The following is a 24,376-nucleotide window of genomic DNA, read 5'->3' as shown; positions in this document are numbered from 1 at the left end:
GGGGGCGGACGAACAGCATTTCCCGAAAGTGCCTTCCGACACGTCAGGAGGGGGCGGCGTCAGTCGACCAGCTCAAGCCGTTCCCACCAGTCACTTTGAACGACCGCTCGGGCCGAAAGCGGCCCTAGGCAACCACAGCCTTCCGCATCGTGGTTGATCGCCTTCGGTATAAAGAGTGAAGTCCGCCACACTCGGACCTCCGATGTCCCTCGGCTGCAGGAGGTTTGGTCACTCACCCCGCGGCTGTCGCTGACCGGCCGCTACGAGCATCTCGCCGCTGGGCCGGCGTCGGCCAAGGCAGGCTATGCGAGTTCGGACTTCGTCGCCGGCTAGCTCAGCTTCAGCTTCTGACGCAGCCCGGTGATCCGCCACCAGCCTAGCCCGCCATAGAGGAGCGCAAGGCCGAGGAGCGTGAGCACCCCCGGCGCCACGTCGGCGAGGCTGGCGTGCATCTGGTTGAGCGGCACGAATACTTGCACGCCGCTGGTCGAGGGGATCAGCTTAGCCACCGCGCGGACGAAGCCCGGCATCTGGTCGAGCGGCCAGGCAGTGCCCGAGAGGAAGAAGAAGGGCGCGGAGGTGGGCGCGAGGATCATCATCGCCCGCTCAGACCGGTCGAAATAGCTGCCCAGCCACAGCCCCAGCCCGGCGACCGAGGCCGCCAACAACGGCGCGGCGAGCAGCATGCCCGCGACATTCTCGTCGTGCGGGATGCCCTGCACCCAGAAGATGAAGCCGAACAGGAACAGGCAGGTCAGCAGCCCAACCGATGTGAACGCTGCCCACGTGCCGAGATATTCGCCATGCCCCATCCGCCAGCGCCCATCGCGCCGCCGCCCGCCGACGAAGGTAGCGACGCCGAACAGCAGGGTCTGCTGGATGATGACGATGGTCACGGCGGGGAAGACATAGCCCTTGTAGCCCGCGGTCGGGTTGAACATCGGCTCGCGGACGATGGTGACCGGCGGCCCGGTGCGCACGGCCTGGCCCAGCACGTCCAGCTTCTCGACGGCGAGATCGCGCAGCACCTCGGTCACCGCCTCGCCGATCGTGCTGGCGCGCAGGAGGTACGAGGCATTGACCCATACCGCGATCCCGGCCCCCGGCGCGCCGGTACGCAGCTGGCGTTGCAGTCCGCGGGCGATCAGCACCACGCCGTCCACCTTGCCCGCGCGGAGCTGCGCCTGAGCCTCGGCTACGCTCGGTGCATGTTCGGCCACGATCACGGCGCGCGTGGCTTCGAGGTTGCGGACCAGCTCGCGGCTGAGCGCGCTGCCGTCCTCATCGACCAGCACCACCGGCAGTTGCTGAGCGACTTCCTGGCTGTAGGGCGCCGGATAGTAGAAGGCATAGAGCACCACCGCGAGCAGCATCGTGCTGAGCAGGGTGCGGGAGGTCAGCACCGTCGCCCAGGTGGCGCGGAAGGCGGCGGCGAAACTCATCGCGCCTGCCGCCGGATCAGCAGCCAGGCGAGCGCGCCCGGCACCAGCACATAGGCGAGCAGTGCCAGAATCGGCGGGAAGATGGTGGCGACATCCTGTCCGCCCAGCTGCCCGGTTTGGAGCGCGAGGTAATGGGTGAGGGGCAGCACCTCACTCCAGAAGCGCGCGAAGCCGCTGCCGCCGTTGAGCGGCAGGGTGGCGCCCGCATAGGCTAACGCCGAACCCGCATAGACCGCGCAGACCGACAGCGCCGTGGCGGTTTCGCGCGTGGCTGCGACGAGCAGCGCGGAAATCGCGGCGGTGCCGAGATAGAAGAGCGTCTGCCCCGCGACGATCGCCGCTACGCTGCCCTCCACCCGCCAGCCGCGCCCCAGCGTCACGAACAGCAGCCAGGCGATGCCCCACAGGCTTGCGGCTCCGACATACGGCAGCAGCTTGCCGAACAGTGCGGGCACGATCGTGCCGCTGCGCGCCGCCCAGCCGCCGAGCGACCGCCCCTCCAGTTCCCGGCCCAGCGCCATCGCGGAGGTGACCGCCGCGACCAGATGCAGCACCGCCGGATAGATCAGCGTGCCGAGGAACCACTCGAAGCTCGACGCGGCGTTGTTGAGCGGCACCGCCTCGACGGCGAAGCGCCGCGTCGGATCCGGGGGCAGGGCGTGGCCGGAAAGCTGGTCCACCACCAGCGACGCGGCGGCGGCCTGCACCGCGCTCTCCGCACCGCTCGCCGCCTGCGAGCCGGAAGATAGGAAGCTGGCATTGTATAGGATGCGGATTACCGGCGTGCGGTGGCGGGCAAGCCCCGCGCCGAGATCCTTGGGCAGGTGGACGAAGCCATTGGCATGGCCGCGCCGCACTTCCTCCACTGCCTCCGCCTCGGTGGCGCGCATCGCGACGATATGGACCAGCGGCGCCGCGTCGATCGCGCGCAGGATATCGCGGCTCGCCGAGCTGCGATCGTCGTCAATCACCACGATCGGCAGCCGCCGCATCGATCCCTGCCAGAACATCGCACCGATCAGAAACAGCAGAAGCGCGGGGATCAGCGTCAGCCCGGCCAGGTCCCAGCGGTCCCGCGCCAGATGGCGCAGCTCCGCCCCCAAGGCGTGGCCGAAGGCGCTCATTGCGGCCAGTCGAACAGCACACTCATGCCGGGGCGCAGGCCGGGGATCGCCGTAACCGGGCGCAGCTTCACCTCGAAGGCGCGGACGTCATAGCCCGAAGCCTGCCGCGTTGCGCGCCACGTCGCGAAGTCGCCGCGCGGGGCGATATGATAGACCGCGAAATCGCCGTCGCGGCCGAGCGCGGGGATGTGGCCGTGCAGCCGCTTGCCCATCGCGATCCACTTGAAGCGATCCTCGCGCACGGTGAGCGCTACCCAGCTATGGTCGATGTCGAGCACCTGATAGGCGGGGATCACCGGGCTGACGACTTCGCCGGGCTGCACAAGCTTGCGCGAAACCTCGCCGTTGATCGGCGAGACCAGCTGGGTCTCGCTGCCGAGCGCGGTGGCGGTCTGCAGCGCCGCCTCGGCGATGCGGACCTGGGCGTTGGCCGCCTGCTTGTTCTGCGGGCGTGCGCCGGCGAGCGCTTTGAGATACTGTTGCCGCGCGGCCTCGGCCTGCTTGGCGCTGGCGTCGCGCGCTGCCGCCGCCTCGTCGCGCCGCTGCGCCGCGACCACGCCCTGCGCATAAAGGTTCGCGGTGCGCCGGCTGGTCACCGCGGCGAGGTCGGCTGCCGCCTGCGCCGCCTGCCAAGTGGAGCGCAACGAGGCGATGTCCTCCTGCCGCACGCCCTCATTGGTTTCCGAGGCGATCGCGCGGGCGGCGTCCACCGCGCCCTGCGCTTGCGCCTTGCCGCCGGCGATCTCCGGGCTCGACAGCGTCGCGAGCAGCGTGCCGGCGCGGACGCGCTGGCCTTCCTCGGCCACCAGAGTCTCGACGCGGGCGAGCGCCTTGGTGGCGACATTGACCTCGTCGGCATCGACCATGCCCTGCAGCTGCTCGGGTGCGGGCCGGTTGGCGAGCCACAGCCCGCCGACGATCAGCACCAGCACCGCGATGCCGAGCACGATCGCGAGGATGGGCGGCTTGCGGCGCGGCGGAGCCGCGGTCTCGTCGGTCATTGCTGGTCCTCCACGTGCCGGTCGGCACGCGCCATGAAGTCGCTATAGTCGTCGACGCGGTGGCTGGCGGCGAGCAGCGCCATCAACCCCAGGTCATATTCATAGGCGGCGGCGAGCCGCTGGGTGCGGACTGTCGACAGCGCCGCCTCGGCATCGATCAGCGCCGATGAGGCGACCTCGCCTTCGCGGAAGGAAAGCTGCTGCACGCGCAGATTTTCCTGCGCGGCGGCGAGGTTGGCATCGAGCAGCAGGAAGGAGCGGCGCGCCGCTTCGGCGATGTTCCAGGCGCGAACGATCTCACCGGCGACGTCGCGGCGCGCTTGCGCGGCGGCATCGGCGGCGGCGGCCTGGTTCTCGCGGGCGGCCGAGAGCGCCTTCTGGCGATCGAAGTTGGAGAGCAGGGTCATGCGCAGCGAGACGCCGGCGATCCAGTCGGGCTCGGTCGGCAGCGCGTTGTTGCGATTGGCGTTGTAGCTGCCGAAGGCGAAGGCCTGGGGGCGATAACGCGATTTGGCGAGATCCACCCCGGCCTGCGCTGCGCTCTTGGCGGCATCCGCACCCTGCGCGCGCGGCGACTGGTCGATGCCGTCGAGGAAGCGCTGGAGCGGCGGCAGCGGCTCCGAATGGACGAACAGCGGAGTGGAGGCGGTGACGCCCAGCGGCTGATCGAGCAGCCGCGCCAGCGTATCGGTGGCGATCGCCTCCTCGCTGCGGGCATGCTCGAAGGCGCGCTGGGCGGTGTTGCGCGCGACCTCCACCTCCAGCACCCGGGCATGGGCGAGCACGCCTTCCGCTTCCAGCTTGCGCGCGTCCGAGAGGTGCCGGTCGAAGGCTTCGAGCTGTTCGCGGGTTGATACGGTCAGCTGACTCGCGACCTTCTGGCCGAAATAGGCGCGCACCAGATTGACGCGGGAGAGATCCTGCCCGCCCGCCTGCTTGGCCCGGGCGATGCCTACCGCTGCGTCCGCGCCCTTCTGGACGGCGGGAATCGCGCCGCCGGTATAGAGCGGCATCGCCGCGGTGATCGCCGGACGGAACACGGTGTCGCGCGTCTGGAACTCCAGCGTGTTGGGAATCGCGCCAAACAGCCGGGGCAGGGCCGCGCCGATCCGCTGGGTCACCTGCGCCACAATCTGCGCGCTCGCGCCGGAGAATTGCCCGCCAAGCTGGTCTAGAAAGCCGTTGGTGGCGCTCAGCGCATCGGCCTTGGGCTCGGACAGGTCGACCGAGAGCGTCTTCTGATATTCGATCACGCTCGCCGAGGCGGTGACCACCGGGCGGCGCAGCGTTCGGGTGGCGGCGGCGATTTCCTCGCTGGCGCGGACGGCATGGTCGTCGCCGGTGAGCCCCGGTGAGGCTTTGTCGAGCCTGGCGAGCGCTGCCTGAAAACTGAGCGGGGGCGGCGGCGCCTCCTGCGCTACTGCGGTGCCGGTAGAGGCGAGCAGTAGGGCGAGCGCGGCAGGCCCGCTGCAGCGACGGTGCGCGACGTGTAGATCCTGCCGCTTCGTGCTGCGCACCCTGCTCCGCCCCTGTTTTGCCTGCCACGCCGCCGAGGGTCGCTCCCGCGACGGCGTGATCTTCGATTACGCATATTTGCAATGAAACACGCGCGCAATTGAATTCCTCGGATGCCCCGCCCCCGTGCGGTCGCGAAACAGCAACGGCGCCATTTCGTACAGGTTTGGCCCCTAGGTCAGGAACTCATGGCCGATGCCGGTCGAGACATAAAAGCGCTGGAAAATGCCCGCCGCCTTGATCGCCTCGGCATTGGCGCGGGGAGTCATCATCTATGATCCTTGGTATAACGGCCAAGCTTCTGACATAACCAGAGGCCGGTCGGGCGAACGTTGAATGTCGGCTTCTGACGAGAGGCGCCGTTCGACAGGCCGCAGGCGAACGGCAGCAAAGTCCCTGCCCAAGGTGTTCGACGCTTAGGCAACTCGCGACCCTTTGCGGCCTTTCAGCCGCCACTTCGCGCCTCTCACAAACGGACCGTCCGTTATCATTAGGATTTTCTCGATGTTGGCCGTCGACGGGGAGATCGTGGGTTGGGTTTTCCGCGCTAGCTCAACTGAGCAGTGTCCGAGGATATGCTGGATCGTGGACTGCTCAGCGGCTCTCAATCACGATCTGTTTTTCGTTCGAACGAGCGCTGAGGTCCATGCTTAGGGCGATGGCCTGAGCAAAGCCCTGCGGATCGGTTGCCGAGAAAAGGCCCGTCACATGCCTTTTGCCGATGCCCTCGCCGGCGAGGATGATGGCGGTGCGATTATAGCGGTTGAACTCAGCGACAGCGTTCGCGAGCGTCTCGCTTTCGAAGCTCAGGCGTCCCTCCCGCCATAGAAGGTCGCGCTGGACATTGTCCGGGGTGATGGCAACGGGAGCAATGCGATCAGCGTCGTCTCCGATCCTCGCTTCCATATTCGCGGCCATCCTGACGGCTTGATTGGCGCGTGCAGGCTTCCCGACTTCGACGATCCCTTCTTGGACACGCACATCCACGGCACGGCCGGGCAGTGTTCGGACGGTAAATGCAGTGCCGACCGCACGGACTTGCGCGCCCATGGCAGTGACGATGAAAGGTCGCGCCTTGTCCTTGGCGACTTCGAAATAGCCTTCTCCGCGTATCAGGCGCACCAGGCGCTTTTCCCGGGTAAATAGGACTTCCATCTCGCTCTGCGTATTGAGCGTTGCGATCGATCCGTCATCGAGCGGGATCAATCGGACTTCGCCTGTTTCGGTGCGATAGACCTGCGATCTAGGCCAGAACAGGAATGCGCCGAACGATGCTGCGAGGAGGCCGCCTGATCCGGCAAGAACATTGCGGCGGGACAAGTGCAGGCGCGGCGCTTGCGGCGTGAAATCCGGGCCCAGGGCTTGGGCTGCGTCCATGCGCAGCAAGGCAGCGCGGGCGCGCATGAAGGCGCCCGGACAGCGTGTGTCGCTCGCCAGCCAGGCGTCAAGCTCCGCCTGTTCATGGGGCTCCAGAGGTGCGCGATCAATGCGCGAAGCCCATCGCGCTGCTGCGTCGCCAATATGTGCGCTACTGTCTCTTTTCATGGCGCCGGCTGTCTCGTTTACGTGCCCTTGATGCACGAGCGCTCCATTTTCCGCTATGCGCGAAGAAATCCAATAATTTGCCAATACCGTTGGCGACATGCTTTTCAACCGTGCTTTCCGACAGGCCAAGACGGTTGGCTACATCGCGCTGGGACAAGCCCTGCACTTTGCGCAGCATGAAGACCTCGCGGCAGCGATGGGGCAGTGCTTCAATGGCAGCTGCCACCTGCTCGAGTTCCATGCGTTCGTCGACCAACTGGTCGGGGAGGGGCTCGGACGCCTCCAGTTCGAGCGCGCCAATCTCGTGGATCGAGCCGATCGGCACGATCCGGGATCGCCGCAAATCCTGGAGGATGATCGAGTGGGCAGTCTGGAACAGATAGGCACGCGGATTGGTGATCTGGCTCACCGTCTCGAGCATGACGAGCCGGGAATAGGCTTCCTGGATCACATCATCGATGTCGAAGCCGATATGGACACGCCGGCTTAGCCAGGCGCGCAGGCTACCCTCATGCGGCAGGATCTGCCGTGACAGCCAGAAGGCGCGATCGTCGGAAAAATCGGTCATGTTCGGCAAGCCCCATGACGAGCGAACCGCGCAGACACGCCATGCATGCATCCAAAAAATGCCATGTCCGATCGCAATGTCAAAAAAGTGCAATCCGACACTGGGGGAAAAATCGCGCTCGTGCATCTAGGGCGCAAAACCCCGGGGGAACGGGAACAGGGAGGATGCGAAAACCGGTCTGAAAGGCCCGATCCATTCGCCGCGTCCGGGGAGCGGCTGGGGGCCAGACAATGAACCGTTCGATGACGATCAAGAGCCTGTTAATCGGTGCCAGCCTAACCACGGCTATCGTAGCCAGCAGCGCGCAGGCGCAGGACCGCAAGTTCAATGTGCCTGCCGGCAATATCAACATGACGCTGCCGATGTTCGCCCGGCAGAGCGGCATCCAGATCATCGCGCCGGCCGATCAGCTCGCCGGTGTCCGGTCGCCAGCCATCATGGGTGTCTTTGATACCCGGGCGGCACTGCGCCGCCTGATTGCCGACGCTAACCTCGAAATCGTTGCCGATAATGGGGCGGCCATCACTTTGAAGCCGCGCGCCCGTGCCGTCACGACGCCGGTCGCCTTGCGCTCCCTCCAATCGGCCCGCGCAACCAGCAGCTGGACCGCGCCTCGCGCCTTTCAGGCGGCCGATGCATCGACAGCCCAGGCAGAGCCCGGCACCGGAGGCGAAATCATCGTGACCGCCACCAAGACGGCAACCACTCTCAACCGTGTGCCGATCAGCATGCAGGCGATGCCGCAGGAGCAGCTCGATCGTCGCAGCATCCGCAGCGTGTCCGATATCGTCCGCACGGTTCCAGCGCTCTCGATGCAGACGTCGACCACGGCCGATCGCGTGCCGAGCATCTCGATCCGCGGCGTGGCGTCTTCAACCGGCGCGCAGACGACCGGCGTTTATCTCGATGATGCCCCGCTCCAGAAACGCAACGCGATCGGCATTTCGGGCAGTGGCACGCCGGTTCCGGCGCTGTTCGATCTGGAACGGGTCGAAGTGCTGCGCGGCCCGCAGGGCACGCTTTATGGCGGATCGTCGCTCGGCGGGACGATCCGCTTCATCACGCCTGAACCCAGCCTCGAGAAAATGTCTGCCTATGCCCGTGCGGAAGTCGGTTTCGTCCAGGATGGCGGCGTCAATCATGATCTGGGCATTGCGCTCGGTGGCCCGCTGATCGAGGACCGGCTTGGTATCCGCGTCAGCATGTGGCAACGCCGCACGGCGGGCTATATCGATCATGTCGATCGCTTCACCGGCGACACGCTTGCAAAGGACACGAACAGTTCGGACGACTGGGCGCTGCGCGGCGCGCTGCTCTTCAAGCCGACCGAGAATTTCAGCCTGACGCCTTCGGTCTATTATGCGCTGAGTGAGCAGCATGATGCCGATACAGCCTGGCAGACCGTGCCGGAAACCACGCTCAATGGTTTCACATATCCCGCTGCCGTCTATGGCGATTATCAGACGGGCGCCAACTGCAATGTGGGTGATAATTATGCCGCCAGCACGCCGCGCTGTGTCGCCAGGCAGCCGCGCACCTCGCGCATCTTCCTGCCGTCGCTCAAGGCAGAGCTGGACATCGGCAGCACCACGCTGACCTCGGTCTCCAGCTATATCAGCGACCGCACCCATGGCCGGTCCGACTATAGCTATATCGAGCCGGGCAATTTCCAGGGCGGTTTTCCCCTCGTCGCCGATATCGAAAGCTATCGCTCGACCCCGATCTACGAGAACAAGCGCACCGGTTTCACCCAGGAAGTCCGCTTCGCCAATGACGGCAATAGCCGCTTCAACTGGGTGGTGGGCGGCTTCTTCGCCACCTACAAGAATAATTCCAACTATCATATCGTCGCCAATCTGGACGATCTAACCCAGGCCGTGTTTGGCGCCCCGGCGCAGGCCATTTTCGGCGTGCCGGTCGAGCCCGGCAATATCACCTATCATCGCGATCAGGACCTGAAGGAAAAGTCGCTGGCGGTCTTTGGCGAGGCCAATTTCGCGATCACCGACAAATTGAAGCTGATCGGCGGCGCGCGCGTCAGTCGGGAAAAATTCAGCTATCATCAGGTCACGGCCGGAACCTTTGCCGGCTTCCTGACCCCGACCACCGCCAATGGCGGCCTCACTGACGGCAAGGTCAAGGAAACGCCCGTCACCCCCAAATTCGGTCTGCAATATCAGCTGGACAGCGCCAACATGCTCTATGCGACGGCAGCCAAGGGATTCCGCGTGGGCGGCGTCAACCAGCCACCGCCGGCCTCGCGCTGCGGGGCGGATCTTACGGCGTTGGGTATCACATCGACGCCGGGGACCTACAAGGCAGACTCGCTGTGGAGCTATGAAGTCGGTGCGAAGCTGCGCTCGTCCGATCGCAAGCTCAGCCTCAACTCCAGCGCTTTCTACATCGACTGGAGCAATATCCAGGCAAGCTATGGCCTGCCGACCTGCGGCTTTGGCTATGTCGTCAACGGCGGCAAGGCCGTATCCAAGGGCTTTGACCTGGAAGCCTCGGTGGAGCCGATCTATGGCTTCACGCTGAGCGGCCTCGTCGCCTATACCGATGCGCAATATACGCAGGCTGTCGTTGGCCCGGCCCCTTCGTCCACCCTCTATATCCGCGATGGCGATCGCCTGCCGGTACCCAAATGGGCCTTCAACATCGCGGGCGAATATCGGTTCGATATCGGCAGCTATGGCGCCTATCTGCGGGCAGACTGGCAACATGCCTCCCGCTACCAGAACAGCTTTGGTCCCGGCACGGGCAGCTTCACGCCCGATACCTATATGTCGGAGGCGACTGACTATATGACGGCGCGGATCGGCCTGCGCCGCGATGGCTGGGAATTCTCGATCTTCGCCGACAATCTGCTCAACTCCAAGGATGTGCTGGGCAATGAGGGTGGCCGGACCGGCTGCGCCACGGGTGAGGGCGCGGCCTGCACCACCTACGAGAATTACACGCTGCCCTATCAATATGTGACCTTCCGCCCGCGCACGATCGGCGCGACGCTGACCCTGCGCAAATGAGGCTCCCCACCATGAAGGCTTTTGTATCGATGCTGGCGCTGGGCGCCGCGATGGCGCTTGTCGTCGAGGGACCGGTGGCGCGCGCCAGTGAGCCACCGGCCGAGGGGCAGAAAGAGGTGGGACCGAGGGAGGAACTGGCCAGCCGCGATCACAAGATGGTGATCAACGGCAAGACCATTGCCTACAACGCGAGCGCCGGCACGCTGATCATCACCGATGATGATGGCGTCCCGCGCGGCAGGATCTTCTACACCGCGTATACCGCCCAGGGGACGAGTGCGGGCAAGCCCCGGCCATTGACCTTCTTCAACAATGGCGGTCCCGGCTCGGCCAGCCTCTGGCTCAATGTAGGCGGGTTCGGGCCAAAGCGCCCACCGACGCTGACCCCCAAGGCGACCCTGCCGGCCCCCTATGTGGTGCAGGACAATCCCTATTCGCTGCTCGACAAGTCCGATCTCATCTTCATCGATGCGATCGGGACCGGTTATTCCCGGCCGATTGGCGATACCAAGGGCAAGACCTTCTGGGGCGTCGACGCGGACATCGATTCCTTCGCTCGCGCCATCAACCGCTACATCACCAAGAACGACCGGTGGAACAGCCCGCGCTACCTGTTCGGGGAATCCTATGGCACCACCCGGTCGGCGGGGCTTGTCTATAAGCTCCAGAATCAGGGGATGGATTTCAACGGCGTCGTGCTGATGTCGACCATCCTCAATTCGGGCACCGGCCTTCCCGGCGTCGACCTGGAGGATATCGGGCGAGTACCCTCCTTCGCGGCGACGGCCTGGTATCATGGCAAATCGGCGACCCACCCGGCCGACCTGATGGCCTATCTCGACGAGGTCCGCGCCTTCGCCCTTGGCCCCTATGCCTCCGCGCTGCTCAAGGGGGACCGGCTGTCGGCCGAGGAAATGGACGCCGTGGCTCGCACGCTCAGCGGCTATATCGGCCTGTCGGTCGACTTCCTCAAGAAGAACAAGCTGCGCGTCGGCATGGAACAATATCGCGGCGCGCTGATGGCTGATCAGGGATTGATCATCGGCCGGTTCGATACCCGCTTCACCGCGCCGGCCTCCTATGTGAGCGGCGACGGCTCCTATGACCCGGCGACCAATGACGCCGCGACTGCAGGCGTCAACAGTGCCCATCTTTCCACCTTCCAGGATCATCTGGCGCGTGACATCGGTTACAAGCCGGACCTGCAATATCGGCCACTTTATAATGGCGTGATCGCGCCGGCCTGGGACAATCATCACAAGGCGCCAGGGATCGATGAGCCCATTCCGGTTCCCAACACCGCGCTTGACCTCGCCGGCGCCATGCAGCGCAACCCCAATCTCAATGTGATGGTGATTGCGGGGCTCTATGATCTGGCAACGCCGTTTGCCGGCGCGGAATTCGATGTCTCGCATCTCTATCTGACGCCCAATCTGCGCCAGAATATCAGCTTCTCCTATTATGAGTCCGGCCATATGACCTATGTGGATGAGGCCGCATCGCGAAAGCTCAAGGTCGATCTCGACCGCTTCTATGATGCGACGACCCGCTGATGCGTAGCCTGCTTAGCGCGTCCATCGCGGCAATCACACTCGCGTCGCCCACGGCTTCGCTCTGCGCCGCCGACAAACCGGCGCAGACACAAGCGTCAGAACCGGCTGCAGAAAAGCGGGTGATCACCAACCATATCCTGACAACGGCCAACGGGGCGAAGCTGCCTTACACCGCGACCGCAGGCACCTTGCTGCTCAAGGACAAGCAGGGAAAGCCGGGGGCGAGCCTTTTCTATGTCGCCTACACGGTCGCGCCAAAGGCAGGGGAGCGGCGACCCGTCACCTTCTTTTACAATGGCGGCCCTGGATCCTCCAGCATCTGGCTACACATGGCCTCCTTTGCGCCGGTGCGGGTGCCGGTCGATGTCGAGGCGCAGGGCAGGGAAGGGGGCGGCCGCATGCCGCGCCTCGCGCCCAATCCCGACAGCCTGCTGGATACTACCGACATGGTTTTCCTCGACGCCGTGGGTACGGGCTATTCGCGCGGGCTCGATCCACAGGGAGGGAAGCTTTACTGGGGCAATGACCAGGATGCTGCTGCCTTCACACAGGCGATCCGGCGCTATGTCGAGATCAACAATCGCTGGCTTTCGCCCAAATATCTGTTTGGCGAATCCTATGGCACCACCCGGTCGGCGATGGTTTCCTACCGGCTGATCGACAGCGGCATGCCGGTAGATGGTGTGATCCTCATGTCCTCCATCCTCAATTTTGCCCAGCGCGCGCCCGGCCTCGACCGGATGGATATCAATTATCTGCCGAGCTATGCCGCCACCGCCTGGTATCATGGCAAGGTAGATCGGGGCACAGGGCTGGAGGCGCATGTCGCCCGTGCGCGCCAGTTCGCGCAAGGCCCTTATGCGGCAGCACTGGCCAAAGGGCAGGATATCGGTGCGCAGGAGCACGAAAGCGTGATTGCGCAGATGGCGTCGCTGACGGGCCTCAGCCCCGATTATCTGCGCGAGGCCGACCTGCATGTGTCGCCCGACCGCTTCCGCAAAGAACTGCTGCGGGATCGCGGGGCCGTTACGGGCGGGTTCGACACTCGCTTTACCGGCAGCGAAGGGGACAATGCGGCAGATATGGCGCAGAGCGATCCGGCCGACGATGCAATCTCAGGCGCGATCATCGCCAATTTCTCCGCCTACCTCGCCCATGACCTGGGCTATGCGCCGGACGGCGACTATGTGGTGAACACGCCTACGCTCTTTCCGGTCTGGGACTGGAGCCATATGCCGCCGGGCGGCCCGCGCCAAAATGCGATGGCCAATGTCGCCATCGATCTGGGCGCTGCCATGCGTCGCGCACCGCAGATGCGGGTCCTGTCGCTGAGCGGCTACTACGACCTGTCTACGCCCTTTTTCGCGACCGAATTTGATCTCGCCCATCTTTACCTGCCGCCCGCACTCAGGCCGAACCTCATTAGCCGCCATTATGCTTCGGGCCATATGTTGTATCTCGACGGCAAGACCTTCAATGATGTGACGCGCGATGTCCGTGGCTTCATTCAGGCAAAGTCGGATTAGGCGGGGTAATACCGACCCTTCTCAGTCGTTCAGCGCTTGTTCTTGCCTTCCGAAATGCCGACCGTCGGCTTATCGCTCAACAGTCGAGGATGGGCGGCTAGGGTGTGCGCCGGCTAAGCAATGAGCGACGTTCGTCAGAAGCCTTGCTGAAGGCGGCTACCAAATTTTGCTTGGGATCAAGATCCTGTGGTACTTTCCGGGGTAGCCCATCTGCCAGGCGAAGCCGGACGGACTTGAGCTGCGCACAACAGGGAGCCGTCGATGCAAAACATGCCCCCGCATGCATATGGACATCACGACAAGGACGATCATGACCATCATGGCCAGAAGGCAATGGTTCACGATCCCGTCTGCGGGATGGAAGTCGACCCCGAACTGACGCCCCATCGCGCTGAACATGATGGTCATCGATATTATTTCTGCAGCAACGGCTGTCGCGCCAAGTTCGTCGCTGACCCCGTGCTTTATCTCTCCGCGCGGGAGCAGCCCGCTATCGTCTCCGGGACTGTCTGGACCTGCCCCATGCATCCTGAGATCCAGCAGGATCATCCAGGACCTTGCCCGATATGTGGCATGGCGCTCGAGCCCGAAGTGGCGAGCGCGCAGAGCGGACCAAGCGCCGAGCTGCTCGACATGACGTGGCGCCTTAAGGTGGGGTTCCTGCTCGCCTTGCCCGTCTTCGTTCTGGAAATGGGCGGGCATCTCGTTCCCGCTCTGCATCATCTGGTGCCGGCGAGATTGTCGATCTGGATCCAGATCGCTCTCGCCACGCCGGTCGTACTCTGGGCGGGCTGGCCATTCTTCGTGCGCGGATGGCGTTCGCTCGCGACACGCCACCTCAACATGTTCACGCTGATCGCGATGGGCACGGGCGTTTCCTGGGCTTACAGCATGATCGCGGCGCTCGCTCCCGGCCTCTTTCCGCCAGCCTTTCGTAATGCCGATGGCAGCGTCGCGGTCTATTTCGAAGCGGCAGCCGTTATCACCGTGCTGGTGCTTCTGGGACAGGTCCTCGAGTTGCGTGCGCGCGAGCAGACGTCGGGCGCAATCAAGGCGCTGCTCGACCTGTCGCCAAAGACCGCGCGTCGGCTCTTGTGGAATGGCGATGAGGAGGAGGTCAGCCTCGACTTGATCGGCGTCGGCGACCAGTTGCGCGTTCGCCCCGGTGAGAAGGTGCCGGTGGACGGCACCGTAATAGACGGCGGATCGTCGGTCGATGAATCCATGGTTACCGGCGAATCCATGCCGGTGACCAAAAAGATTGATGGCACGGTCATTGGCGGCACGCTCAACCAGACCGGTGCGCTTGTCATCGCGGCGACCAGAGTGGGGCGAGACACGATGCTCGCCCGGATCGTCCAGATGGTGGCGCAGGCCCAGCGCTCGCGCGCGCCCATTCAGCGCATGGCCGATCGTGTCGCTGGCTGGTTCGTGCCCGCCGTGATCCTTGTTGCGATATTGGCCTTTGTCGGATGGAGTCTATGGGGACCGGAGCCGCGCTTCGCTCATGGCCTGATCGCCGCTGTCGCGGTCCTCATCATCGCATGTCCCTGCGCACTTGGTCTCGCCACGCCCATGTCCATCATGGTGGGCGTGGGCCGTGGTGCAAGGCTTGGCGTCCTGATCAAGAATGCCGAGGCGCTCGAGCAGATGGAGAAGGTAGATACGCTGGTCGTCGACAAGACCGGCACGCTGACACTGGGCCATCCGGCGGTTACCGCCATCATACCGGCGTCCGGCCACACCGAAGCGGAGGTCCTCCGTCTCGCCGCCGCCGTCGAGCAGGCATCCGAGCATCCCCTGGCGCTCGCAATCGTCGACATGGCCAGGTCCCGCGATCTCGTGCTGCCACCGGTATCCCAGTTCGATTCCCCAACGGGACGCGGTGCGGTGGGAACAGTCGAGGGCAAGCGCGTTGTCCTTGGTAATGCACCATTCCTCCTCGATCAGGGCATAGACAGTATCGAAGTGGCGCCCGCTGCCGACGACCTGCGCCGCGATGGCGCCACCGCGATTTTCGTGGGCCTGGACGGTCAGGTCGGAGGGATCATCGCGATTGCCGATCCGATCAAAGCAACCACGGCAGAGGCCCTTGGCGCCTTGCGGCAAGAGGGGGTCCGCATCGTGATGCTGACGGGCGACAACCGCAAGACGGCGCAAGCCATTGCCGACAAGCTTGGCATCGACGAGGTCGAAGCCGAAGTCCTGCCTGATCAGAAGAGCGCAGTGGTCAACCGCCTTATTGCCGCAGGCCGCGTCGTTGCGATGGCGGGTGACGGGGTCAATGATGCGCCTGCGCTGGCCGCCGCCAATGTGGGTATTGCCATGGGTTCAGGCACCGACGTTGCCATGGAAAGCGCGGGCGTAACGTTGCTGCGGGGCGATTTGAACGGCATCGTGAGCGCGCGGCGGCTCAGCCAGGCGACGATGTCCAATATCCGCCAGAACCTCCTTTTTGCCTTCATCTACAATGCGGCGGGCGTCCCAGTGGCCGCAGGGCTGCTCTATCCGCTGTTCGGCATTCTGCTGTCTCCGATGCTGGCCGCCGCGGCGATGGCATTGTCATCCGTCAGCGTCGTGACAAATGCCCTTCGGCTGAGGACACGAACCCTGTGAGCTATTCCGCCTGCGTCGCCCAGACGTCTCTACTCTCGCATCCGATTACATTGCCTCCCGCGTCAGACGGGCTATGTTCGGTACATGCAAGATCGACAGGACCAATTCGCCTACTGTGTTCAGCTGCTTGGTGGAACGACAGCATTTGCTCGGCGTCTCAGGATCGATGAGCGGGCTATCCGGCGGTTCATCAATGGCGAGCGCCCCATCAGTGACAACCTATTGCAAGACACCGCGAAGGCATTGCGCGACCTCGCTGCGGACGCCAACGCGGCTGCAGGTACGATTTCTGACAATCTGACCACTGAACCCAGCGACTTCTAATCGGTCAAATCCGACCCAAATTTGCCGTTCAAGGGGCGATTTTTGATCCCCAGGAGCAGACGGTCAGGTTTTCCCTTCCAACCGCGCGTCGAGCCGATCTCGGAATGCCAGCTTCCATCTAGCAATTGGTCCCAAGCTGCCCTCAAGCCTGACTGACGAATAAAGAATCGGGAATATCCGATATCTCATTGACGGGCCATATCGCATCGGATAATTTCGATGCATGGACACCGATGACGCCCTTGCCATTCTCTCCACCCTTGGCCATCCCACGCGGCTCGATGCGTTTCGGCTGCTGATCCGACATGAGCCGGATGGCTTGTCGACCGGCGAACTGGTCGAAGCGTCGGGGCTGACCCAGAGCACATTTTCGACGCATCTGGCCGTGATGGTGAAGGCCGGCCTGGTGCTGTCCGAGAAGCGTGGTCGCCAACAGATCCAGCGCGCCAACCTCGACGCGCTGCGCGGCCTCATGGTCTATCTGGCCAAGGATTGCTGCCAGGGGCGCGCCGAACTGTGCGAGCCGCTTCTGGCCGAACTTACCTGCTGCTGAAGAGGCAACAATGACCGATATCGTGATCTACCATAACCCGCTTTGCGGGACCTCTCGTAATGCCCTGGCCATGATCCGCAATGCGGGTATAGAGCCTCATGTTATCGAGTACCTGAAGACGCCGCCGAGCCGTGCGCTGCTCCTGGAACTCATCGACCGCGCCGGCATCACCCCGCGCGCTCTGCTGCGCGAGAAGGGGACGCCTTATGCCGAACTGGGCCTCCGCGACGAGACCTTGACGGACGAGGCCCTCGTCGACGCGATGATGGAGCATCCTATCCTCATCAACCGGCCGCTGGTCGTGTCGCAACTGGGCGTGAAGCTCTGCCGGCCTTCCGAAGCAGTGCTAGACCTGCTGCCGGCCGAGCAGCGCAGAACTTTCGTCAAGGAAGACGGCGAAGTCGTGGAAGCGACCCGGCGATGAGTCTTTCGGTTCGCCGGGCTGAGGTCGACGACGCGGACGCCATTGCCACCATTTATGCGCATCATGTTCTTCACGGCACGGCAACCTACGAAGTCGTGCCGCCGACCGCGGACGAGACCGTCGAGAAGATCTTGATGATCACCGGGCGGAGTTGGCCGTTCCTTGTCGCCTGCGATGGATCTGAGCTGGTGGGCTATGCCTACGCCACGCAGTTCCGGGATAGACCGGCCTATGCCTATGCTTGCGAGAACAGCATCTACGTAGCGCACGACCGGCGCGGTGGCGGCATCGGCAAGCTGTTGCTCAAGGCCTTGCTGGAGGCCGCCGATGCCTATGGCTTCCGGCAGATGGTCGCTGTCATCGGTGGCGGTGAACCGGCCTCCGTCGCACTGCACGGCTCTTGCGGCTTTGAGCAGGTCGGCTGCCTGACCGGCATGGGCTGGAAGGCCGGTCGCTGGCTCGACACAGTTTACATGCAGATCGCCTTGGGTGGCGGCACCGCGACCGCGCCTATCGCTTCCGGGAAGGACTGACGATCATTTCGCTGTTCGAACGCTATCTCTCGCTGTGGGTGGCCATGTGCATCGTAGTCGGGATCGGTCTCGGCCATTTGCTTCCCGGCGCCTTCGAGGCGATCGCAGCGCTGGAGATCGCCAACGTCAACCTCGTGGTGGCGGGCCTGATCTGGCTCATGATCATCCCGATGCTGCTACGGGTCGATTTCGGCGCCCTCCATAGCCTTCGGCAGCACTGGCGTGGTATCGGCATTACCCTCGTAGTGAACTGGGCGATCAAGCCATTCTCCATGGCATTGCTCGGCACCTTCTTCCTCGGCCACCTGTTCGCGCCGATGCTGCCTGAAGGCGTATCGTCGTCCTACATTGCCGGGCTGATCCTGCTGGCTGCTGCGCCTTGCACGGCGATGGTCTTCGTCTGGTCCAACCTCGTCGATGGTGAGCCGAACTACACCTTGAGCCAGGTGGCACTGAACGACCTGATCATGGTCCTTGCCTTCGCGCCGCTCGTAGGATTGCTGCTGGGCGTGGCATCGATTACCGTGCCGTGGAGCACGTTGGCGCTGTCGGTGGGACTCTACATCGTCGTCCCGGTGGTCATCTCGCAACTGCTCCGCCGAGTCCTACTTCGCGGGGGCGAGAAGCGGCTCCAGCATTTCCTGTCCGCCATTGGCCCGATCAGCCTTGCCAGCCTGCTGCTGACACTGGTGCTGCTGTTCGGCTTTCAGGGCGAGCAGATCATCCGGCAACCGCTGGTAATCGCGCTGATTGCCGTGCCGATCCTGTTTCAGGTCTATCTTAATGCCGGCATCGCCTATTGGCTCAGCCGCCGTTTTGGCGTGGCATGGTGCGTCGCTGGCCCTTCGGCGCTGATCGGTGCCTCCAATTTCTTTGAACTGGCTGTGGCCGCCGCCATCAGCCTTTTTGGCCTCAGTTCCGGCGCCGCGCTGGCAACGGTCGTGGGCGTGCTGGTCGAAGTGCCGGTGATGCTATCGATCGTCGCCTTGGTGAAGCGGACCCGTCCCTGGTACGAGAAAGGTATTTCCGCATGAGACTGCGCGAACTCGCCGCCCCCGATCACCTTCCTGCGCTAGACAAAGCTTTTGCGTTGGCTCGTCCCGCCAGCGGCCTTGGCCCGGATCAACCGCCTCCGCGTATTCTGCTGCTCTACGGCTCTCTGCGGGAACGCTCGTTTTCGCGCCTCGCCGTGGAAGAGGCGGCGCGCCTGCTAAAGTTCTTCGGCGCCGAGACGCGGATCTTCGATCCTAGCGACCTGCCGCTGCCCGATCAGATAGCGGGAGATGATCACCCGGCGGTGCATGAACTGCGGGAGCACGCGCTATGGTCGGAGGGCATGGTCTGGTGCAGTCCTGAGCGGCACGGCCAGATCAGCGGCATCATGAAGACGCAGATCGATCATCTGCCACTTCAGATGCGCGGGATGCGGCCGACGCAGGGAAGAACGCTTGCGGTCATGCAGGTGTCCGGCGGTTCGCAATCGTTCAATGCCGTCAATTCGCTGCGCTTGCTGGGCCGCTGGATGCGGATGTTCACGATTCCGAATCAGTCGTCAGTGGCGATGGCCTACAAGGAGTTCGACGAAGACGGCCGGATGCGGGCATCGAGCTACTACGAGCGCATCGTCGATGTGATGGAGGAACTGGTCCGCTTCACCGTGCTGATGAGGCCGCACGGGGTGCAGCTCGTTGACCGATACTCCGAACGGAAGGAGGCTGGGCTCCCGGTTGATAACGCAGCGGACCACTCCGCAATTGCAATCATGCCTCAATCCTGATTTTCGCCCTGACCATCGAATGACTGGAAAGAGCGCGTAGCGGCCATCTCCGCTGTCGACCCATGCCGGACGCTTAGCGCCCAAATTTTGATCCTCAGCAGCGGACATTCCACTTTTTCGGTGGCTGTCGTCCACAGTCGGTCATTTCCAGCCAATAAACGTCAGTCGAACTCTTCTTCCACTTGCCCTTCTTCCACGAGCATAAAATGCCTTAATCAAGATCAAAGCGCTGGGTTTTAGTCTCGTTCTGCCATCCGTTAGCCGCTAAGGACGAAAGTGCCATCCGAGCCGAGAGCCTGGGAACGATCGAACGTCTGATGGAGGGGCCGCTTCCAGTGTCTTTTCGAACGGCCCTTGGCTCAGGGCATGTCGATGCGTTGTCGCAATAAATAGAACAAGGGGCGTCGATCCATGAGTGAAGAACCCGCCACGGTTTCCGTCGGGAATCCAGGCTTGGACGTCATCCTGCGCGGAGGCCTGCCGGCCAATCGCCTCTATCTCTGTGAGGGCATGCCGGGATCGGGCAAAACCACCCTTGCGCTCAAGTTCCTGCTGGATGGTCGCGATAAGGGAGAGCCAGCGCTCTACATCACGCTCTCGGAAACCAGCGAGGAACTATCCGTCGTTGCGAAGTCGCATGGCTGGGATCTCGACGGCATTGCCCTGTTTGAACTGGCATCGGCCGATGAAGTGCTCGGAGCTGGTCGCGACCAGTCGATCCTCCATAGCTTCGAGATGGAGCTCGGTGAGACAATTAACCTCATCAAGGCCGAGGTCGAGCGTATCAAGCCGAAGCGTGTGGTGTTCGACAGTCTGTCCGAAATGCGCCTGCTGGCTCAGGATCCGCTTCGCTATCGGCGTCAGCTCCTGTTACTCAAACAGTTCTTTGCTGGCCTGAATACCACGGTCATCCTGGTCGACGACCTTACGAGTTACAGTGGGGAACGCGATAATCATCTTCACAGCCTCTGCCACGGGGTCATCACACTCGAACGGCTGACCCTCGATTTCGGCGCAGCTCGGCGCCGACTCCAGGTTCAAAAGCTGCGCGGCGTCAATTTCATTGCCGGCTACCATGACTTCACGATCCGCAAGGGCGGTCTTGAAGTCTACCCCCGGTTGATCGCCGCCGACCACCATAGCGATTTCAACGACGAGGGAGTGGCGAGCGAGATTCCCGAGCTTGATGCGCTACTGGGCGGCGGACCGGCCCGCGGCACCTGCACACTCATTACCGGTCCATCGGGCGCGGGCAAGAGCACGCTCGCCCTGCAATATCTGGCGGCGGCCTGCCGTCGCGGTGAGAACTGCGTCATTTATGAATTTGACGAGCGTATCGGCACGCTTATTGCCCGCGCTAAAGCGCTGGGCATTGATCTGGCTAGCTTCATCGAAGGTGGCTGCCTGGTGATCCGTCAGCTTGATGCCGCCGAAGTTGCGCCTGGCGAGTTCGCCTCGATGGTTCGTGAAGAGGTCGAAAAACGCGAAGCGCGGATCATCATCATCGACAGCCTCAACGGCTACGTCGCGGCGATGCCGCAGGAGCAGCAGCTCATCCTGCAGCTACATGAGCTCTTGTCCTATCTCAACCAGGCAGGTGTCGTCACCTTTCTCATCAATCCCCAGCAGGGCTTTTTCGGATCGATGCAGACCAATGGTCTCGACGTCTCCTATGTCGCGGACGTCGTCATCCTGCTTCGCTTCTTCGAGGCGCAAGGCCGCATCCGTAAAGCGATCTCGATCGTCAAGAACAGGAGCGGCGCGCATGAGGACACGATCCGCGAACTACGGATTGACACTCAGGGCATCCGCGTCGGCAATCCACTGGCCGAGTTTCGTGGGGTTTTAAGCGGCACGCCAGAATATGTCGGGACGCAGTCGCCGCTGATGGAAGATCGCGGCACCCGTGCATAGAAACGCATCAGAAGGTCACCGCGTCCTCATTTCGGCGCCCTACGGGAGGGATGCGGACAGCGTCGCATTGCTTTTGAAGCGACAGGGCTATGACGCCCATATCTGTCAAAGGCTCACTGACGTCGCCGGTCGTCTTGACGAGCATGTTGGCGTCATTCTCCTGACGGAAGAAGCGCTGGCGACCGATCTCGCGCCGCTGAGCGAGGCGCTACTGGCGCAACCTACTTGGTCGGACATCCCGCTTGTGCTCCTTGCGGGCCGACAGGCGGGCATCGCCCGTTCGGGCGATACCATCCGACGGCGGCTGCCGGACCGGGTCAACAATGTCGTCCTGCTTGAACGGCCTTTGAGTTCAGAGTCGCTGGTCAGCGCGATCGACTCCGCAATGCGTGCGCGACAGAAGCAGTTCGAGATCAGGGATCGGATCCTTGAACTCGATGCCCAGCATGCGCAGATGCGCGTCCTCCTCGAGCATCTCCCCGTCGGCGTGGCCTTCGTCGATACGGATCATAAAACTCTTGTTTCAAATCCTGCTTTTCGGCGCTTCACGCCCACTGGTGCTGTGCCTTCGCAGCTTCCAGACGGCGAGGAACGGTGGATCGGTTATGACCATACTGGCGACCGTATCAAACGGGACCAGTTCGTCACCGTCCGGGCACTACGCGGCGAAACAGTGGAGGGATCAGAGTTTCTCTTCCATCCCCTGCAGGGGGATGACGTCTGGACGCGAGTCAGTGGCGTGCCGCTGAAAGGCCCCGACGGCGCCGTCACTGGCTCGATTTCCGTGATCGTCGACATAGACGCGCAGAAGCGCGCACAGCTTGAGCTGGCCGAGGCAGCCCAGAAGCTGGAGCGCGAAGTGCAGGCTAGAACACAGGACTTGCAGAACGCGCTCGACAGGCTGCAAGCGGAAGCCGCAGAGCGCGAGCGCGCCGAAAATGCACTCCGGCAGTCGCAGAAGATGGAGGCGGTCGGTCAACTCACCGGCGGGATCGCGCACGACTTCAATAACATGCTGACCGGCGTCATCGGTGCCCTCGACATCATGAAGCGGCGCATGGCGTCAGGCCGCCTCGATGATCTGGATCGTTTCATGGATGCGGCGTCCACGTCCGCGCAACGCGCAGCCGGGCTGACCGCCCGCCTCCTCGCCTTCTCACGCCGTCAGTCACTCGACAGCAAGGCGACAGACGTCAACGCACTCGTCCTATCGCTCGAAGATTTGCTTCGGCGGACAATGGGAGAGAATATCGAGGTCGGAATCGTGACGGTTGAAGGGCTACCGCCTGGACTCGTAGACGCCAACCAGCTTGAAAACGCTATTCTCAACCTTGCCATCAACGCACGCGATGCCATGCCTGACGGCGGCCGCCTTACGATAGAAAGCGGCGTCGCGACGGTTGATGAGAGCTACGCCGCGACCCGACCTGATATTGGGGTAGGAAAGTATGTTACGGTGGCAGTGTCCGATACCGGCGTCGGGATGGACGCTGCCACGATAGAAAAGGTGTTCGAGCCCTTCTTCACCACCAAGCCGGTGGGACAAGGAACCGGGCTCGGGCTCTCGATGGTCTATGGTTTTGCCAAGCAATCGAATGGCCAGGTTCGCATCCATTCGACGCCCGGACTTGGAACGTCCATCACGCTCTATTTGCCGATAGCGGATCCCACGAGCGCCGCCGATGAAACAGGCGGTATCGACACTGTTTTCGAAGGCGATGGTCAGACGGTCCTTCTGGTCGAGGACGATCCTTCGGTGCGCTTGCTGATCGGCGAAGTGCTGCGCGAGCTTGGCTACAAGATTGCAGAGGCCGCCGAGCCCAGCGAGGCGATCCGACTTCTGGAGGCCGGCCGGCCGTTCGATCTTATGATCACCGATGTCGGCCTGCCTGGCATGAACGGCCGTCAGCTTGCGGAAGTCGCTCGCGACCATCTGCCCTTGCTGCCGATCCTGTTTGTCACCGGCTATGCCGAGAATGCCGCCATGCGTGCCGGATTCCTTGGCACGAACATGGCTATGATCACCAAGCCGTTCCAGATCGAGATCCTGTCGGCAAAGATCCGCGAGATGCTTAACTGAATGGCACTAGTCGGGGATGTGGCTGAAGGCATATCGACCCATCTGCCGATATTTAGGACGTTCACAATCGGTGGGAAGTCTGGCGTAGCTGCGTAGTTCGAAACACTGCAGGCAGAGCAGATCAATTTAAGCGCGGAAGCCTATGCTCGTCTTTGCATCTTCAATCAGTGCCATGGCCTGACGATACAGGTTAGGATCCCCACCGGTCATGACGGAGAAGACCTGCAGCTTTTCGCGTAGATAAACCTTGGCGAACCCAGGACTTCCCGCAACGATCGATTGCGTGTTGCTGATGAAATCGGCGAGTTTTACGGTTTGCGCATTGGGCGAGATGGTACCGAGACGTTTTGCTTCCGCTGCTTTGCGTGTAGCGCGGTTGCCGTCATGGCACTGATCGGTCAGTTCCATCACCAGAGCAGCAACAGGCTCTCCAAACTCGCGCGCGATGTCCTCTCGGGTTGTTGCAGTATCCTCAATCGTATCGTGCAACAACGCCGCAGCCAACATTTCGTCGGTGTGCGGGATCCTTCGGACAATCTCCATCATAATATGGCCAAATTTACGCGAGAAAATTACGCAAAATTGGCATTTATTGATCTATGTTACGGTAATGTCGAGATTACTTAACTCGCTATAAACCTCGATACGCCATGACCACACACTCTGAAGGGATGGGTCATGGGTTTTCTGGGGCGCTTGTGATCTGCCCCCCGTTGAGTGGCCCAGAGACTATGATAGTCTGGACCACGAAAGGGACGATGAATGCCGAGCAAGAAGCACAAGCCGGAAGAAATTATCGGCAAGCTGCGTGAAGTTGAGATTGTTCTGGCGCAGGGAGCCTCGACAGCAGAGGCG

The 24,376-nt window shown here is 62.8% G+C and carries 19 protein-coding genes; 12 read left to right on the top strand and 7 right to left on the bottom strand.

The genetic code is table 11. The features are described from left to right. Positions 1–329 precede the first annotated feature (329 nt). From AC13EK_RS15870 to AC13EK_RS15845, 6 genes are all read right to left on the bottom strand, one after another. A complete protein-coding gene (locus AC13EK_RS15870) occupies positions 330–1,442 on the bottom strand; it encodes an ABC transporter permease (RefSeq protein ID WP_017502349.1) in 1,113 nt (370 codons plus the stop codon). Further along, positions 1,439–2,566, bottom strand: coding sequence for an ABC transporter permease (locus AC13EK_RS15865; protein WP_017502348.1), 1,128 nt, complete (start codon positions 2,564–2,566; stop codon positions 1,439–1,441). The genes AC13EK_RS15870 and AC13EK_RS15865 overlap by 4 nt, the downstream gene beginning before the upstream one ends. Continuing rightward, positions 2,563–3,567 carry an HlyD family secretion protein gene (locus AC13EK_RS15860; protein ID WP_017502347.1) on the bottom strand — a complete coding sequence of 335 codons (1,005 nt, stop codon included), beginning with the start codon at positions 3,565–3,567 and terminating at the stop codon, positions 2,563–2,565. The genes AC13EK_RS15865 and AC13EK_RS15860 overlap by 4 nt, the downstream gene beginning before the upstream one ends. Then, positions 3,564–5,084: a TolC family protein gene (locus AC13EK_RS15855; protein ID WP_069335651.1), complete on the bottom strand. Its 1,521-nt coding sequence runs from the start codon at positions 5,082–5,084 to the stop codon at positions 3,564–3,566. The genes AC13EK_RS15860 and AC13EK_RS15855 overlap by 4 nt, the downstream gene beginning before the upstream one ends. A gap of 592 nt (positions 5,085–5,676) precedes the next feature. After that, positions 5,677–6,627 (bottom strand): FecR family protein, encoded by a 951-nt coding sequence (locus tag AC13EK_RS15850; RefSeq protein ID WP_069335650.1) that lies wholly within the window; start codon positions 6,625–6,627, stop codon positions 5,677–5,679. Further along, positions 6,611–7,321: an RNA polymerase sigma factor gene (locus AC13EK_RS15845; protein WP_081331577.1), complete on the bottom strand. Its 711-nt coding sequence runs from the start codon at positions 7,319–7,321 to the stop codon at positions 6,611–6,613. Before AC13EK_RS15845 ends, AC13EK_RS15850 begins: the two co-directional genes overlap by 17 nt. Before the next feature lie 104 nt (positions 7,322–7,425). Here AC13EK_RS15845 and AC13EK_RS15840 point away from each other — a divergent pair, with 104 nt between their 5' ends. The 12 genes from AC13EK_RS15840 (at position 7,426) to AC13EK_RS15785 (ending at position 23,521) form a co-directional block, all read left to right on the top strand. Beyond that, complete coding sequence (locus AC13EK_RS15840) at positions 7,426–10,221, top strand: TonB-dependent receptor (RefSeq protein WP_069335649.1); 2,796 nt, start codon at positions 7,426–7,428, stop codon at positions 10,219–10,221. Positions 10,222–10,232: 11 nt separating this feature from the next. Continuing rightward, positions 10,233–11,774, top strand: coding sequence for a S10 family peptidase (locus AC13EK_RS15835; RefSeq protein WP_026109422.1), 1,542 nt, complete (start codon positions 10,233–10,235; stop codon positions 11,772–11,774). After that, positions 11,774–13,300: a S10 family peptidase gene (locus AC13EK_RS15830; protein ID WP_069335648.1), complete on the top strand. Its 1,527-nt coding sequence runs from the start codon at positions 11,774–11,776 to the stop codon at positions 13,298–13,300. The genes AC13EK_RS15835 and AC13EK_RS15830 overlap by 1 nt, the downstream gene beginning before the upstream one ends. Before the next feature lie 333 nt (positions 13,301–13,633). Beyond that, the gene (locus tag AC13EK_RS15825) at positions 13,634–15,916 is read left to right on the top strand and encodes a heavy metal translocating P-type ATPase (RefSeq protein WP_268801821.1); all 2,283 of its coding nucleotides are present in this window, start codon (positions 13,634–13,636) and stop codon (positions 15,914–15,916) included. Positions 15,917–16,000: 84 nt separating this feature from the next. Further along, on the top strand, positions 16,001–16,240 hold the full coding sequence (locus AC13EK_RS15820) for a helix-turn-helix domain-containing protein (protein ID WP_069335647.1): 240 nt from the start codon (positions 16,001–16,003) through the stop codon (positions 16,238–16,240). A 223-nt stretch (positions 16,241–16,463) separates the two neighbouring features. Then, entirely contained in the window at positions 16,464–16,793 is a 330-nt protein-coding gene (locus AC13EK_RS15815) for an ArsR/SmtB family transcription factor (protein ID WP_048938527.1), read from the top strand. A 10-nt stretch (positions 16,794–16,803) separates the two neighbouring features. Next, positions 16,804–17,217 carry an arsenate reductase (glutaredoxin) gene (gene arsC, locus AC13EK_RS15810; protein ID WP_069335646.1) on the top strand — a complete coding sequence of 138 codons (414 nt, stop codon included), beginning with the start codon at positions 16,804–16,806 and terminating at the stop codon, positions 17,215–17,217. Beyond that, a complete protein-coding gene (locus AC13EK_RS15805; RefSeq protein WP_037523024.1) occupies positions 17,214–17,750 on the top strand; it encodes a GNAT family N-acetyltransferase in 537 nt (178 codons plus the stop codon). Before arsC ends, AC13EK_RS15805 begins: the two co-directional genes overlap by 4 nt. A 5-nt stretch (positions 17,751–17,755) precedes the next feature. After that, complete coding sequence (gene arsB / locus AC13EK_RS15800; protein WP_037523025.1) at positions 17,756–18,784, top strand: ACR3 family arsenite efflux transporter; 1,029 nt, start codon at positions 17,756–17,758, stop codon at positions 18,782–18,784. After that, a complete protein-coding gene (gene arsH / locus AC13EK_RS15795) occupies positions 18,781–19,527 on the top strand; it encodes an arsenical resistance protein ArsH (protein ID WP_037523027.1) in 747 nt (248 codons plus the stop codon). The genes arsB and arsH overlap by 4 nt, the downstream gene beginning before the upstream one ends. A 411-nt stretch (positions 19,528–19,938) precedes the next feature. Beyond that, the gene (locus tag AC13EK_RS15790; RefSeq protein ID WP_069335645.1) at positions 19,939–21,441 is read left to right on the top strand and encodes an ATPase domain-containing protein; all 1,503 of its coding nucleotides are present in this window, start codon (positions 19,939–19,941) and stop codon (positions 21,439–21,441) included. Positions 21,442–21,508: 67 nt separating this feature from the next. After that, positions 21,509–23,521 (top strand): hybrid sensor histidine kinase/response regulator, encoded by a 2,013-nt coding sequence (locus AC13EK_RS15785; RefSeq protein ID WP_483022269.1) that lies wholly within the window; start codon positions 21,509–21,511, stop codon positions 23,519–23,521. Positions 23,522–23,647: 126 nt separating this feature from the next. Here the strand turns inward: AC13EK_RS15785 and AC13EK_RS15780 are convergent, their stop codons facing one another. Next, positions 23,648–24,067, bottom strand: coding sequence for an HD domain-containing protein (locus AC13EK_RS15780; protein ID WP_202968880.1), 420 nt, complete (start codon positions 24,065–24,067; stop codon positions 23,648–23,650). Positions 24,068–24,376 lie beyond the last annotated feature (309 nt).

The organism is Sphingobium sp. L-44 (assembly GCF_056859495.1).
The sequence above is the reverse complement of the archived record's forward strand: the minus strand, read 5'-3'. Positions and strand labels throughout refer to the sequence as shown.